15 protein-coding genes and 1 pseudogene are annotated in these 14,630 nt (G+C 42.7%); 6 read left to right on the top strand and 10 right to left on the bottom strand.

What is annotated here, in order from left to right:
* Positions 1-123 precede the first annotated feature (123 nt).
* The 7 genes from panC to sfsA all read right to left on the bottom strand — a co-directional run bounded on the left by panC (position 124) and on the right by sfsA (position 6,098).
* Positions 124-975 carry a pantoate--beta-alanine ligase gene (gene panC / locus GQS54_RS18260; protein ID WP_166425366.1) on the bottom strand — a complete coding sequence of 284 codons (852 nt, stop codon included), beginning with the start codon at positions 973-975 and terminating at the stop codon, positions 124-126.
* Between the two features lie 7 nt (positions 976-982).
* Positions 983-1,780, bottom strand: coding sequence for a 3-methyl-2-oxobutanoate hydroxymethyltransferase (gene panB, locus GQS54_RS18265; protein ID WP_166425367.1), 798 nt, complete (start codon positions 1,778-1,780; stop codon positions 983-985).
* A gap of 86 nt (positions 1,781-1,866) precedes the next feature.
* Positions 1,867-2,355, bottom strand: coding sequence for a 2-amino-4-hydroxy-6-hydroxymethyldihydropteridine diphosphokinase (gene folK, locus GQS54_RS18270; RefSeq protein WP_166425368.1), 489 nt, complete (start codon positions 2,353-2,355; stop codon positions 1,867-1,869).
* A complete protein-coding gene (gene pcnB / locus GQS54_RS18275; protein ID WP_166425423.1) occupies positions 2,352-3,653 on the bottom strand; it encodes a polynucleotide adenylyltransferase PcnB in 1,302 nt (433 codons plus the stop codon). The genes folK and pcnB overlap by 4 nt, the downstream gene beginning before the upstream one ends.
* 138 nt (positions 3,654-3,791) lie before the next feature.
* Positions 3,792-4,721, bottom strand: a complete 930-nt coding sequence (gene gluQRS, locus GQS54_RS18280; protein WP_166425369.1) for a tRNA glutamyl-Q(34) synthetase GluQRS — start codon at positions 4,719-4,721, stop codon at positions 3,792-3,794.
* 56 nt (positions 4,722-4,777) lie between these two features.
* On the bottom strand, positions 4,778-5,227 hold the full coding sequence (gene dksA, locus GQS54_RS18285; protein ID WP_166425370.1) for an RNA polymerase-binding protein DksA: 450 nt from the start codon (positions 5,225-5,227) through the stop codon (positions 4,778-4,780).
* A gap of 166 nt (positions 5,228-5,393) precedes the next feature.
* Complete coding sequence (gene sfsA / locus GQS54_RS18290; RefSeq protein WP_166425371.1) at positions 5,394-6,098, bottom strand: DNA/RNA nuclease SfsA; 705 nt, start codon at positions 6,096-6,098, stop codon at positions 5,394-5,396.
* Positions 6,099-6,166: 68 nt separating this feature from the next.
* Here sfsA and pepB point away from each other — a divergent pair, with 68 nt between their 5' ends.
* Entirely contained in the window at positions 6,167-7,450 is a 1,284-nt protein-coding gene (gene pepB / locus GQS54_RS18295; protein WP_166425372.1) for an aminopeptidase PepB, read from the top strand.
* 121 nt (positions 7,451-7,571) lie between these two features.
* Here pepB and GQS54_RS18300 read toward each other — a convergent pair.
* Positions 7,572-7,755: pseudogene (locus GQS54_RS18300) on the bottom strand (helix-turn-helix domain-containing protein).
* Positions 7,756-7,973: 218 nt separating this feature from the next.
* On the opposite strand from GQS54_RS18300, the gene GQS54_RS18305 reads away from it, so the two are divergent.
* Positions 7,974-8,564, top strand: coding sequence for a YhgN family NAAT transporter (locus tag GQS54_RS18305; RefSeq protein WP_166425373.1), 591 nt, complete (start codon positions 7,974-7,976; stop codon positions 8,562-8,564).
* A gap of 22 nt (positions 8,565-8,586) precedes the next feature.
* Positions 8,587-9,183, top strand: a complete 597-nt coding sequence (locus tag GQS54_RS18310; protein ID WP_166425374.1) for a YjaG family protein — start codon at positions 8,587-8,589, stop codon at positions 9,181-9,183.
* Positions 9,184-9,251: 68 nt separating this feature from the next.
* Here the strand turns inward: GQS54_RS18310 and rsmD are convergent, their stop codons facing one another.
* Entirely contained in the window at positions 9,252-9,839 is a 588-nt protein-coding gene (gene rsmD / locus GQS54_RS18315; RefSeq protein ID WP_166425375.1) for a 16S rRNA (guanine(966)-N(2))-methyltransferase RsmD, read from the bottom strand.
* Between the two features lie 84 nt (positions 9,840-9,923).
* On the opposite strand from rsmD, the gene ftsY reads away from it, so the two are divergent.
* The 3 genes from ftsY (at position 9,924) to ftsX (ending at position 13,038) form a co-directional block, all read left to right on the top strand.
* Positions 9,924-11,312, top strand: a complete 1,389-nt coding sequence (gene ftsY, locus GQS54_RS18320) for a signal recognition particle-docking protein FtsY (protein ID WP_166425376.1) — start codon at positions 9,924-9,926, stop codon at positions 11,310-11,312.
* A gap of 7 nt (positions 11,313-11,319) precedes the next feature.
* Complete coding sequence (ftsE, locus tag GQS54_RS18325) at positions 11,320-11,994, top strand: cell division ATP-binding protein FtsE (protein ID WP_166425377.1); 675 nt, start codon at positions 11,320-11,322, stop codon at positions 11,992-11,994.
* A gap of 63 nt (positions 11,995-12,057) precedes the next feature.
* Positions 12,058-13,038 carry a permease-like cell division protein FtsX gene (ftsX, locus tag GQS54_RS18330; protein ID WP_166425378.1) on the top strand — a complete coding sequence of 327 codons (981 nt, stop codon included), beginning with the start codon at positions 12,058-12,060 and terminating at the stop codon, positions 13,036-13,038.
* 65 nt (positions 13,039-13,103) lie between these two features.
* Here the strand turns inward: ftsX and GQS54_RS18335 are convergent, their stop codons facing one another.
* Positions 13,104-14,345 (bottom strand): EAL domain-containing protein, encoded by a 1,242-nt coding sequence (locus tag GQS54_RS18335; RefSeq protein ID WP_166425379.1) that lies wholly within the window; start codon positions 14,343-14,345, stop codon positions 13,104-13,106.
* Positions 14,346-14,630: the final 285 nt, after the last annotated feature.

Consider the following 14,630-nt stretch of genomic DNA (forward strand, 5'->3'; position numbering starts at 1 on the left):
GCCTGAGTCCGATACAATATCGACATCAGGCCTTGGTTGCCGCTTAGAAATGAGTCCAACTTTATGGGGTCACTTCATTTTGCTAACGGCTTTTTTAATGATTCAAATAATGCCCAATAATGATTAAGTTAATGACACCTGAATATTATCAATCAAACGGGTACGTCCTAAAAACGCAGCTGCTAAGATGACTACTTTAGTCTCTTCATGGCCTGGTTGTAAAAGTGTATCTGCCGAGCGAATTTCGATGTAATCAATGCTAAATCCTGCTTGCGCCAGTTGCTCACAACATTCACTGGTAATGCGCGAAAAGTCTCGTCTGCCGGATTCAATTTTTTGCTGCATCTCTTGTAGACGTTGGTACAAGGTAGGCGCTAAAACTCTCTGCTGGGCATTAAGATACTGATTACGTGAACTCATCGCTAACCCATTATCTTCGCGGGTCGTGATCACACCATGAACCGTTAAATTCATTGATAGGTCAGTGACCATGGCTTTGATAACTTGTAATTGCTGAAAGTCTTTTTCACCAAAAAAAGCCATGTTCGGCTGCACCATATTGAACAGTTTACAGACAATGGTGGCCACACCGCGAAAATGACCTGGCCTGCTGGCACCGCAAATCATATATGAAATACCTGGCACTTCGACAAACGTTTGCTGCTCAAGGCCCCGGGAATAGATATCTTTTACTTGCGGGGTAAACAAAACGTCTACACCCATTTCACTTAATATTTTGCGGTCATTTTCTAATGTGCGTGGATATGCTTCTAAATCTTCGTCAGGACCAAACTGCAGCGGATTCACAAAGATAGACACCACCACAACATCAGCCTTCAATTTAGCTTCTCTAACTAAATTAAGGTGACCTTGATGTAAATTCCCCATGGTCGGAACAAACGCAATAACCTTAGACTCAGCCTGCCAGCTGCGACGTACGTCGCGTAAACTAGCAATGTTACTAATCACTCGCATAATTAACTCACTTACTAAAACTGTGGGCATCAGACGGAAAGCTACCGTCCTTCACTTCTTCAATATATTGGCTAACTGCGGTACGCATATCACCCGTTTCCTGCAGATAATTTTTGGAGAATTTAGGCATGTAGTTAGCGCTGATACCAAACATATCGTGCATAACAAGGATTTGTCCATCCGTATCAGGCCCCGCGCCAATGCCAATAACCGGAATATCGATTGCTTGGGAAATCGCCCCAGCTAACTCTGTCGGTACACACTCGAGTACCAGCAATTGTATACCCGCAGCGGCCATTTCTTTGGCTTGTTCAAGCATTTGTTCAGCTTGGAAGTCGTCACGACCTTGGATTTTAAAGCCACCAAAAACATGAACCGATTGTGGGGTTAACCCTAGGTGTCCACACACAGGTACGCCACGCTCGTTCAAACCCTTGATACTTTCTAGCAACCAGCGTCCGCCTTCAACCTTAACCATACTCGCGCCAGCAGACATTAACTTTGCTGCATTGAGGTAAGTTTGTTGTGGAGTGGAATACGACATAAAAGGCATGTCAGCTATTACAAACGCACGGTCAACACCTTTACGCACAGCACGTGTGTGATAAGCCACATCATCAATACTTACGCCTAGTGTGTCGTCACAGCCTTGTAGGACCATCCCCAACGAATCACCAATCAGAAGTACGTCTATCCCTTGCTCATCAAACAACTTTGAGAAGCTCGCATCATAGGCGGTAAGCGCACTAATTTTTTCGCTTTGTTGCTTCATTTTCAACAACGTGGAAGTTGTGACTTTTTTCATTTTGAATCACTCCAGTACGATGAACACTAAATAGAGCTTGAGTAAATCAGGCACTATACGGATTTTTTAACGGATTTCTATCACACTCATTTATACGGTAATTTTTGCAACCCATTTAACGGGCAATTTTTAAGCACAGAGGTCAATTTTGTACCACAAGGCAGGGTTAGATCTGAAGCGATTTCATGTAAGGGATACAAAACAAATTCTCTTTGCTTCATTCCATAATGTGGAACAGTAAGTTCTTGTGAATCAATAACTTGATCTGAAAAAAGTAGGATGTCAAGATCCAAAGTTCGGGGTCCCCAACGTTCAGCTTTACGCTCTCGCCCGTGATCTAATTCAATTTTTTGTAAGCAATGAAGAAATTCTATAGGTGGTAAGTCAGTTTGCACGGCAACCACGGCATTAACATAGCTAGGCTGATCCTGCGGACCCATAGGACGGCTAACATACAAACTCGATGTTGCCGAAATATGCGTATCAATAATTGCCTCTATTGCTTGCAAAGCGTTAGATATTTGTTGTTCGGGCTCGGCTAGGTTACTGCCTAGCCCAACGAATACACGGCTCATTCTGTAGCTTTCTTCTTGCCTCGATAACGACTTCTGCGTTTAGGACCGCCACCTTCTTTTTCACGTAAAGCTTTCATCATAGTTTGACGCTCTTCAGGGTCAACATTTTGAAAATCAGTCCACCACTGAGCAAGCGTTAATAACTCCCCACCTTCTATCTGCGCGCGGATCAACAAGAAGTCGTAGGCCGCTCTAAACTTCGGGTGCTCAAGCATTTGTAATGCTCTACGTCCATAACGCTTAGGTAGGCGCTGTTGAAGCTGCCAAATCTCACGTACGGTAATAGTAAAGCGTTTAGGGATCATAATACGCTGAATTTGGCGGTGTAGCACATCGCTTAAGGCTAAATTAAAGGCATCAAAATGGTTTAAGCCGCCTTCAACCATATGTTGCTGACAACGCTCTTCAAGTGGATACCACAGTAAAGCTGCAAAAATGAAAGCGGGCGTCACTTTCATATCTGAATTGATTCGGTTGTCGGTATTCATTAGCACTTGTTCAATAAAGGCTAATTCACGGCTGTTTTGTGTTTTCAGCAAAGGCCCTAATTGGGGGAACAATTGTTCAAACAAATTAAACTCGTTTAACAACTTGTATGTTTCTAATCCTTGTCCTGATAATAATAATTTCAATACTTCTTCGAACAAACGAGCAGGCGGAATATTTGCCATCAAAGGTGCAAGTTCGTACATTGGTTTAGCTGTCTCAGGACTGATCTTCATGCCTAGCTTCACGGCAAAACGCACGGCCCGTAACATACGAACGGGATCTTCACGGTAGCGTGTAGCTGGATCGCCGATCATACTTATTTCGCGGTTTTTGACAGCTTGCATGCCTTGGGCAAAATCGTGGATACTGAAATCTGCAATATTGTAGTACATAGCATTGACGGTAAAATCTCGACGCTCAGCATCTTCTTCAATACTGCCAAAGACGTTATCGCGTAATAACTGACCATGATCGCTTTGTTTACTTAAATTTTGCTCTTCAGCGTTATCATCTTGACTAGGATGATGACCACGAAAAGTTGCCACCTCAATGATCTCACGCCCGAAAACGACGTGAGCAAGCCTGAATCTGCGCCCAATGAGTCTGCAATTCCTGAATAACTCCTTGACCTGCTCAGGCGTTGCGTTGGTTGTTACATCAAAGTCTTTAGGTTTCTTACCCAATAAGATGTCACGTACACATCCGCCAACCAAATAAGCTTGATAGCCATTGTTATGCAGACGATATAGAACCTTTAGCGCATTATCACTGATGTCACTGCGTGATACCGGATGTTCTGCACGAGGGATAATATTGGCAACAAGAGTGGTTTTAGCCGTGCTCGGCGTGCTTTTAAACGCCTCTTTGACCTTGTTGATTACGCGAGAAATAATAAGTTCAGCTCCATGATTAAGGAATACCCATAAAGGGGATTTTGACGCGTACGATCATATACTGTCTGGCGCGTCAATTCTATTGTCAAACGCATTCGCTTTATTGCCAATTAGCGCTTCGTTCCAGTTACTCTGTGCCCAGCACAATATTTCTTCTACAGTGGCATTAGTCATACCCAGCGGTACATTTAAACCAAGAATACCCAAAGCGGAACATAAATTACTCGCAGCACGTTCATTTATCAATGCCGGTGCGTGATTCTGCTTACTTAATTTTTGGCCATTCTCGCCTAATACCAAAGGAAGGTGCATATAAACTGGCGCAGGTAGCTTGAAAAGCCTATACAGCGCCAACTGAAAGGCGGTAGCAGGCAAAATGTCTGCACCCCGCACCACTTCGGTTATCCCTGAGTGAATATCGTCCACCACAACGGCAAGTTGATATGCATATAAACCGTCTTTTCGACGCAAAATGAAGTCATCGTTCATTTCGCTATTAAAAACAATTGCCCCTAGAGCAATATCAGTCATTTCCCTAATACCGACGGTATTGCGCAAAACGGTTGCGCTGCCCTGAGAAGCAAGTGTTAATTCTGAACATGGACAGGGTTGCCCCTTAGGGTTAGCTAAACGCTGCTTTCGCGTACATTGGCAATAGTAACTATGGCCATGGTTAAATAATGCGCTCAATGCTTGTTCATAGTACTGGTGGCTATCGTGCTGGTAAATAACCTTATCATCCCAGCAAAGTCCATGCTGCTCCAACGTACGTTTAATCAGCGTGTCCGCGCCCTTTTGTTCCCGGGGCGGGTCAATATTTTCAATACGCAATAACCACTTGCCACTCATTTGACGCGCCCGCAAATAGCTGCCTAGTGCGGCCACTAAAGAACCTAAATGCAAAGGTCCGGAGGGAGACGGTGCAAACCGGCCCACATAGCGCTCATTTTGATTGGTACTATTTTCAGCGAAAGGTAGTTTCATTGATTCATATGCACAAAAAAAGCTGCATTTAGCAGCTTTTTTAACAATTCAAGGAGTTACCCTTGAAGTTGCTTCTCTTTAATTTCAGCTAATGTTTTGCAATCGATACATAAATCAGCTGTGGGGCGCGCTTCTAAGCGTCTTACACCAATTTCAATCCCACAAGTATCACAAAAGCCGAAATCATCGTCTTCAATACGCTTTAGGGTTTTTTCGATTTTCTTAATCAGTTTACGTTCCCGGTCACGTGTTCGAAGTTCAATACTGAACTCCTCTTCCTGAGCAGCCCTGTCAACAGGATCGGGAAAGTTAGCCGCTTCATCTTGCATATGATGAACTGTGCGATCTACTTCTTGACGTAACTGGTCGCGCCATGCTTTTAACAACAAACGGAAATGCTCCATTTGTTTGTCATTCATGTATTCCTCGCCTGCTTTCTCCTGATAAGGAGTAAGTCCAGCTAAGGCTAATAATCCGAGTGTTTTCATGGTGTTTCCTGTTGGCATCAGCCAATTCTCCTTAACTACGAGCACAGGACGGTTTTGTGCAAGCGGATATGTATAACAGAAAGAAATACCGCTGGCAATTTTGCGCACTGACCTACTGTACTTGCTAAAAACCAATTTCCGACGGGCAATATGGCGATGTCGGCGAAAAAATCAACTTTTATTTTCAGTCGATTACACTGAGCCGTTGATTTAGCGTAATATTTTGTTCATCGATAATACACGAGTATGCCAAAATTTCGACTCCAACAGCCATTGCGTGTTTAAAGCATTCTGCGTATATAGGATCAATATGCTCCGCTACTTTGACACTATCGATACCCGTGTGCTGAACACAAAAAAGTAAAACTGCACGATTTCCTTGTTCAACCATCGCAGCTAATTCACGCAAATGTTTCTGCCCGCGCACTGTCTTGGCATCAGGAAAATATCCTTGGCCCGATTCAAGTAACGTCACTGACTTAACCTCAAGATAACAATTTTTTTGTCCTGCTGCGGTAAGTAAGAAGTCGACACGACTGTTTTCGTGACCAAAACGAACTTCAGGTTGAATGGAATCATAACCAACAAGTTCGATGACCCGTTCATGCTGCAAAGCTTCACCAACGATTTTATTGGCGTTATTAGTATTAATACCAATCCAGTGACCTTTTGCCGTTACCCCTATCTCCCAAGTATAGTTGAGTTTTCGTTTGGGATTGTTACTTGGTGATAACCATACTTGCATATTTTGTTCGGCGCAGCTGGTCATAGCTCCCGTGTTGGGACAGTGCGCTATAACTTCTTCACCATTTAATAATGTCACGTCTGTTAAGAACCGTTTGTAACGTTTTATTAATACGCCTTCAATCAAACTGTTATTAAAATGCATTTATCACCATACTGTTTATCGTCACAAAATTGCTATGATATTGGCTTACTTTCTCTTAGGAGTGTTTTATGTCTCGACTTTCTATTCAACTGTCTACTTCAGCCGCACCTGCTCATTGGGGCAAGAATGCTTTGCTGTCGTTTGACAATGAAAGCGCTACAATCCACCTGTTATCTGATGATCATCAACATCGAATCATTCGTCGCGCAGCACGCATTCTAGACGGTTTGACGCTAGATTTCGTTACTTTATGCGGCAAATGGCATATCGAACAACAATGGGCATTTGCCTGCAGTTTCACCAACACTAAAAAACAGCACCGTATTCAATGGGCTGACGACGATAATAGCAATACGCTAACCCAACGTTATCAAGCATTAGTGTTCACCCGCAATCAAACTAACGCCACACCGGAGGATTTGTCCCCCGAAAAGTTGGCCAGCAGCAGCACAGAATGGTTGACCAGCTTAAGTCCAAGCCACGTCAGTGCTAAGCAATGGACCGGTGAAGAATTAATTGAACAGCAGTGGCACGGTCTTTACAACGTGGGGCGTGGCAGTGAGCGGCCACCTGTAATGTTGGAGGTAGACTACAATCCAACGGGCGACCCTTTAGCGCCAGTGAGTGCGGCATTAGTGGGTAAAGGTATTACGTTCGATAGTGGTGGTTATAGCATCAAAAGTAGTGAAGGCATGTTACATATGAAATGTGATATGGGCGGTGCTGCTATGGTGACAGGCGGTCTTGGTTTGGCGATCATGCAAGGTTTGAACAAGCGTGTGAAACTCTATTTATGCTGTGCTGAGAATTTAATAAGCGGTCACGCATACAAACTAGGGGATATTATCACCTATAAAAATGGCACCACGGTAGAGATAGTTAATACTGATGCTGAAGGCCGTTTAGTATTAGCCGATGGTTTAATTGCAGCAACTGAAACCCAGGCACCTTTGATCATCAATGCAGCTACGTTGACTGGTGCTGCAAGCGTGGCGTTAGGTCGAGATTACAACGCATTTTTTGCCTTAGACAAAAACCTAATGCAACGCATGCTAGGTTACGCCTCCGACGAAAATGAGCCAGCTTGGCCTTTACCACTAGAAACATGGCATCAAGAAAAATGTCCTTCCAATTACGCGGATACGGCGAACAGTCGAGTACAAAAAGGTGGTGGCGCAGGTGGGGCATCGAATGCTGCTGGTTTCTTATCACGTTTTGTGGGAAATGATGGTCAAGGTTGGTTACATATGGATCTTGCGGCAGCATTTAATGACAGTGCTGACGCTTATTCTCCTGCTGGCGCGTCCGCCATGGGGATTCGCACCATCGCTAAAGCGTTGTTAGAAGAGTAAGGCTTTAGGGAATGCCCCTAAAAAATAAACCTTATTATGCATTACCTAGGTGCCATTGAAAGTGGCCCTAGGTTTTTAAATTGCATAGTGTATGTAGTGTAGAGCAAGGTATTCGTGCTTATTATAAGCCACCTAAACGCTCTGGGAGTACTTTGTATTTATTAACATCTGCAGAATTAAAAAATAGGTTTTCCTTGTTCATTTTTGTCAGTGGCAATCAGCAGGCTTTCACGCTCTAATCCCTCAACTCTAATGGCTCCTATACCTAAAAATGTAGTGACCTCGTCAACTATCATCACACTCATTTTTAGCTCCTTGTTTAATTAAAATTCCAAAAATGGCAAACACATTGTTGTTCAGTAAATAACCCTCAATCAACCATGATAAAAAATTTACCTGAATATTTTTAAAGCCATAAAATAAAAAATAGATAAATGTTTCAATCAGATGGGTTGTGCCTACCAGATGTTATACACTGACCAGCGGATTATCCTCAACATTAACCCACTATCAGAGTAACACTATGGATATTTGGTCAGCGGCCATTACATTATTTTTGATCATGGACCCCTTAGGTAACTTGCCTGTATTCATGTCAGTATTGAAATCCATTGAACCAAAGCGTCGTCGTGTCGTATTGATTCGAGAGTTATTATTTTCGCTGATCATCATGATGGGATTTTTGTTTAGTGGTCAAGCGGTACTAGATTTTCTGAGTGTTAAGCAAGAAACGGTAAGCATTGCTGGCGGCATTATTTTATTTTTGATTGCACTTAAAATGATTTTTCCGCAACCTGGTGGTGTGACTGGTTTACCTGCGGGTGAAGAGCCCTTTATTGTTCCTTTAGCTATTCCTATGATTGCTGGACCATCAATTCTCGCTGCGCTAATTTTATTAGCTAACCAAGACCATAGCCGCATGCTTGATTGGTCTCTTGCACTTCTCGCGGCTTGGTTTGTGACGGCCATTATTTTGATGTTTTCCAACTTATTCCATCGTGTGCTTGGCGAACGAGGACTCATCGCCATCGAACGGTTAATGGGTATGATCCTAATCATGATTTCAATTCAAATGCTGTTAGACGGCATTGGAAAATTTTATTCGCTTGTGTAGATTGCGAAACAATGAGGCTACAATGAAAGACAACAAACTAACTATTTTTCAACAGGTTAGAGAGCTAGAAAGCTGGCAAGCAGTGGCTTTTTCAGCCGCATTACTTGAGCGTATGCTGCCTAATTACCAACTATTTTGCGAAGCTACAGAGTTTGCCGATCCGAGTCAGTATCGTAATAGTTTGAACGTTATTTGGGAGTGGTTAGCACACCCTAAAACGAAAATTAACTTGGCAGCTCAATTAGAAAAAGTTGAATCAACCGTGCCTGACCCAAACGATTTCGACAGTATTGGCGTTTATCCGGCTATTGATACGGCCATGTCTATGTCCGCAATTATATTATTACTAATGGAAGAGGACTTACAAGGTGCTGTTGTGGTTAGTAAACTTGCACAAGGTACAGTTGAAGCGTTTATTGAAGCAACCTCAGAAATTGAACTAAGCGATGAAGAAATAAAGCAACATCCACTGATGCAATGGGAAATCGAAACCCAACGGGAGCTATTAACGCTCTTAGCAAGCAGTCCTAAAAATGCCCAAACCTGTAAAGATCTGCGTGAAATTGCCATCGGTGAAGGCATGAGCAATATCGGTATTGATATCGCTCACACAGAATAAACCTCTGGTGTTAAGTGCGCCGCCAATCCCTTTGATAAACTAAACTTCAGAGGGATTATACTTAGCCACTAATCGGCTTGATATAAATTCGCGGTAACTTGACTGCTTTGATTCTGTTTCAATAATCGCCAATTTGACGGCACTAAATATTGCGCACTTTGCGTTTCACACTCAATATAAATCAGACCATTTTCGTTTAATAAACCTTGCTGTTGGATTTGTTCTATAGCCCTTGGTAACAAATTTTTGTGAAATGGAGGGTCGAGAAAAATCAAATCAAATGAGTCGTTAAGTTGAGCCAAATAACGTAGCGAGTCACCACAGATAACTTCGGCGCTCTGCGCTGACACATTTAAGTTGGCGAGATTACTGCGTAAGTTAGCCGCAACTTTTTTGTCCAATTCAATAAACGTCACATGGTTGGCGTAGCGAGATAGCGCTTCAAACCCTAAACCACCACTTCCGGCGAATGCATCTAGGCAACGGCTATTTTGGGTATATGCCATAAGCCAATTAAATAAAGTCTCTTTATTACGGTCTGTCGTGGGACGCAGTCCTTGTACGTCCATAACCGGTAATTTACGCCCACGCCACTGGCCGCTGATGATACGAATTGCGCCATTGGCGGCTTGAGTCTTTTTTACGTCTCGCTTCATTTATCTTAGAAATGTTATCATTGCTACAAACATACGTAAGTGTACTCAATTAACTCAACGATTTTCCAAGGATTTCTAGTCAATATGTCCAAGTTTTTCGGTTGGCTCAAAAAAGACAAGCCCAAGTCAGAGCAGCAAGATCCCCCCAAGAGCGCACCAGAAGAAACCCAAGTCGAGAATCAATCGACCATAATCCAAGGTGCTCAGCATCAGGGAAATGAAGAGGGTACTGTTGTTCAAGATGTGGTTGCTACTGAGGTAGACACATCATCACCCCCCCATTCACCTGTCGAGGTGGAAATTGCACTAGATGAAGAAAATACACCTGAAGACAAAATGCGCAGCCTGGAGGTTAGCGAAACCCCATTAGAGTTTGCGCAAGATACTGTTGCATTAATACCTGAGGATAAATCCCCAGCTCCTACCAATGATGCTCCTGAGCTTCAGAACGAAGCGATTCAGCCTGAGCCTGAAAAAAGCCAAGATAAACCGGCAAAAATAGGCTTGTTTGCCAAATTAAAACAAAGTCTGTCGCGCACGAAAGAAAGCTTGGGAAGTGGTCTTGTTGGTTTGTTTCGTGGCAAAGCCATTGACGATGAATTATTTGAAGAATTGGAAACGCAATTGCTCGTTGCCGATGTCGGAATCGATACCACCAGTAAAATTATTGCCAAGCTCACCGACGGCGCTAAGCGTAATCAATTGAAAGATGGTGATGCCCTATACCAGTTGCTTAAACAACAAATGAGTAATATTTTACAAGAAGTGAGCCAACCACTGGTGCCTCAAAGTGAAGATGGCCCGTTTGTTATCTTAATGGTAGGGGTCAATGGGGTCGGTAAAACGACCACAATAGGTAAAATGGCGAAGCAATTTCAGGCACAAGGAAAAAAAGTAATGCTTGCTGCAGGTGATACTTTTAGAGCCGCAGCCGTCGAACAACTGCAAGTGTGGGGCGAACGCAACAATATTCCGGTGATAGCACAAAAGACAGGCTCAGACAGTGCTTCGGTTATTTACGATGCGCTAGAATCTGCCAAAGCCCGTAATGTCGATGTACTTATTGCGGATACCGCTGGTCGCCTTCAGAATAAAGATCATTTGATGGAAGAACTTAAAAAAGTAGTGCGCGTGATGCGCAAGATCAATCCAGCTTCCCCACATGAGATAATGCTAACGTTAGATGCTGCGACTGGCCAAAATGCAATAAGTCAAACTAAGCTATTCAACCAAGCGGTAGGCCTAACGGGTATCACCTTAACTAAGCTTGATGGTACAGCTAAAGGCGGAGTCATTTTCGCACTAGCCGATCAGTTTAAAATTCCTATTCGTTATATCGGTGTGGGAGAAGGTATTGATGACCTTCGTCCTTTTGTTAGTGATGAATTCGTCGAGGCCTTATTTTCTGAAAATAACACTGAAGCGAATACATCCAAAAGTATGGCCGTTGATAATAATCGGTTAAGCGAATAGTTATCCTATGATTAAATTTCAACAAGTCAGTAAAACCTATCCAGGTGGACAGCAAGCTCTGCGCAAGGTCGATTTTCATATCGAACCCGCAGAGATGGCATTCTTAACCGGTCACTCTGGCGCAGGGAAAAGCACCCTGTTGAAATTAATCAGCTTGATGGAACGCCCGACGGTAGGACGAGTTTTAATTAATGGTCATGATTTAAATGAAATTAGTCGTCGACAGATAGCCTATATTCGTCGTGACATCGGCATGATATTTCAAAGTCATCAATTATTAATGGATAAAAGCGTGTTCGATAATGTCGCCCTCCCCTTAATAATCGAAGGATATTCTCACAAAGAAACCAGTAAGCGAGTCCATGCTGCTCTTGAAATGGTTGGCCTGCGGGATAAAGTTAAAAACCTGCCCATTATGCTATCGGGGGGTGAACAACAACGGGTGGGTATCGCTCGAGCTGTTGTTAACAAACCGCCATTACTTTTAGCTGATGAGCCTACCGGAAATTTAGATCCTAAGTTATCGATGGAAATCATCCGCTTATTTGAAGATTTCAACCAAGCTGGGGTATCTGTATTTATCGCTACTCATGACCTTGGCTTAATCGCTCGAATGAAGTATCGCACTCTCACTTTAAAAAGTGGGCAAATGATCACTGATGGTCTATCACAAGATTTTTAATCCAGTCCTAGCCTATACAGAGTCTTATAGCGCCGGTCGCACAATGGTAAGTGAGTTTGAAAAATGAGTTTATTATTTAAGGGACGGGCTCAAGGCGCACAGCTAAGTCAAATCTCTGTCGTTCAGCGCATTCAAATGTTTTTTCTTAGTCATGTTCGTCAAGCCCTCGGTAGTTTAGGGGAAATGTGGCGAGCTGGAGCTGCCTCGCTCATGACTATAGGCGTTTTAGGCTTGAGCATTACATTGCCAAGCACTTTATATATTCTGCTAAAAAATGTGGAACAGGTCAGTTCGGGTTGGGAGCAAGCGTCAGAAATTTCATTGTTTCTAAAGACCGACGCATCCAAACAACATATTGATCAGTTACTCACGCGCATTAATTCATGGCCAGAGATAGCCAAGGTGACTTATATCCCTGCAGATGACGCTCTAGAAGAGTTTAAGACACTTTCTGGCTTTGGGGATGCCATTGCCTATCTTGATAAGAACCCTTTGCCGTCGGTGGTACTGGTGTCACCCAGCGAGAAATATTCGGGTCCGACAGCCGCGAGTCAACTGCTTGAAAAATTACGTAAAGAACGAGAAGTGGATATAGGAAAGCTTGATGTCCAATGGTTAAAGCGCCTAGACGCTATGCTCACGGTAGCCAAAGAATTAGTGACCGTTATTGCGCTGTTATTATTTCTGGCGGTGGTATTGATTATTGGCAACACAATACGGTTGAATATTTTAAGCAAGAAAGATGAAATTTTGGTTATGAAACTTGTCGGAGCAACAGACGCATTTATTCAAAGGCCATTTATGTATACAGGCTTTTGGTATGGCTTACTTGGTGGCTTACTCGCCTGGTTCGCAGTTATCTGCTTGCTATGGTGGATGAGCGCCAGTGTGACAGCGGTAAGTGAGTTGTATCAAAAGCAGTTCAATTTAACCGGCGTCGATTTCAACACCTTGCTGATAATGCTTTCTACGTCGGTGTTGTTAGGGTTAGCAGGGTCCATTATATCGGTTAAGCGTCATGTGAGCGCCATTGAACCTAAGTAACATAATTAAGTTTGCTGGGGCGAATCCCCCCCCCCCAGCGTTATTAAATTTAGTCGTACCAACCACTAAGGCTGTGTCTCAGGAAAATGGGCAGACACAGACTGACGTAAACCATTGCCCCAAACAATCGCTTGGTTAAACATACTGTGCAGGCGTTTTTGGTCAATTTTTAGTAATCCTGCTATCCGGATAACCTTCAACCAGTTCGCGCTTTCAAACGCTCTCGCTAAAACTAAATAAATAGACAAATCGTTTTGTCCACCACTTAGCGCAAACTTCACCTCATCATCAATGGGTAATTGATTCAGCAGCGTGTCCATTTGCTGATCAAGAACGGCGTCAAGCAATGAAAATAAACCAACCAAAAAACCTACCGGTGGATTGTCACCTTTTTTTGCTTCACAGGCGACTAAATCACAAAATTTGGCTCTAACAAGAGATAAATGTAATAGCTCGACGGGCTTGTCATCATTTAAATTTGCCAATGCCAACAGCGCAACAAACTTCTTTAACTCCACTTCACCCATATAAGTAATAGCATGACGTAACGAAGTAATTTTATAACGTTTATTCACCATTGGATTATTTACGAACCGCAGCAGCATGTATGATAAACCAACATCGTGCTCAATAACTGAATTGACCCGTTCAATATCGAACGTTTCACTTGAACTGGCGCCCATCAATTCGATTAAGGTTAATTTAGAGGTGGGTAAGTTTTGCTGTTTTATCGCCTCAGGTTTAGCGAAAAAGTATCCTTGAAAATAATCGAAGCCCATATCCCGATAAACCTCGAAGTCTTGTTGGGTATCAATTTGCTCTGCTACGAGTTTTACATTGGCATCCAGCAATCGAGGCATGCTTCTCGCTACACCATCGTAATCACTTTGCATCACATTGACTTTAACAATATCCACAAATGGTAAAAATTCATTCCATTTAGGATCGAGATTATGGTCGTCTAGGGCGATTGTAAAGCCAGAATTCTTAACCTGACGGCACACGTCCAACAACGTATCGTGGGGCAATAAAGCATCTGATAACTCAACCACAACGTTTGAAGGGTCTAAAACAGAGGGAAGACCTTTAACCAAGGTTTCCTTCTGAAAATTAATAAATGACTTCTTGTTACACGAAATATCATCTAAGCCCAATGTAAGATAGTGCTTAGCGATTAAGCTTTCAGTACGTTCATCTCTTACTTCGTCTGGATAACAGTTATTTTTGCCATCGCGAAATAGTAATTCATAGGCAAACACATCACGTTGACGATCTAAAATAGGCTGGCGAGCAATAAAGGCGAACATTTACATCCCTTTGAAATCATTTTATTTAAACTATTAAACCTAAAAATATAGCACTTGAGCGGTGCTTACGAACTGAAAATGGCCCGAGCTATACCATCGTTTAATTTTCAAACAAAGTGCAGACTAGCAGACTAATTTAGACTTTGTAAATGATGCCCACTGTTGTTTTTACATCTATAAAACAACATGGATCAATTTATAAGGCAAAACGTTATGAAGTACCATCATATGTAATAGGATATTAATATTGCTAAGATAGTGCTTGCGAACATTAGCTTCTGTTAT

It is taken from the genome of Paraglaciecola sp. 20A4 (assembly GCF_011378905.1).
GTDB lineage: Bacteria > Pseudomonadota > Gammaproteobacteria > Enterobacterales > Alteromonadaceae > Paraglaciecola.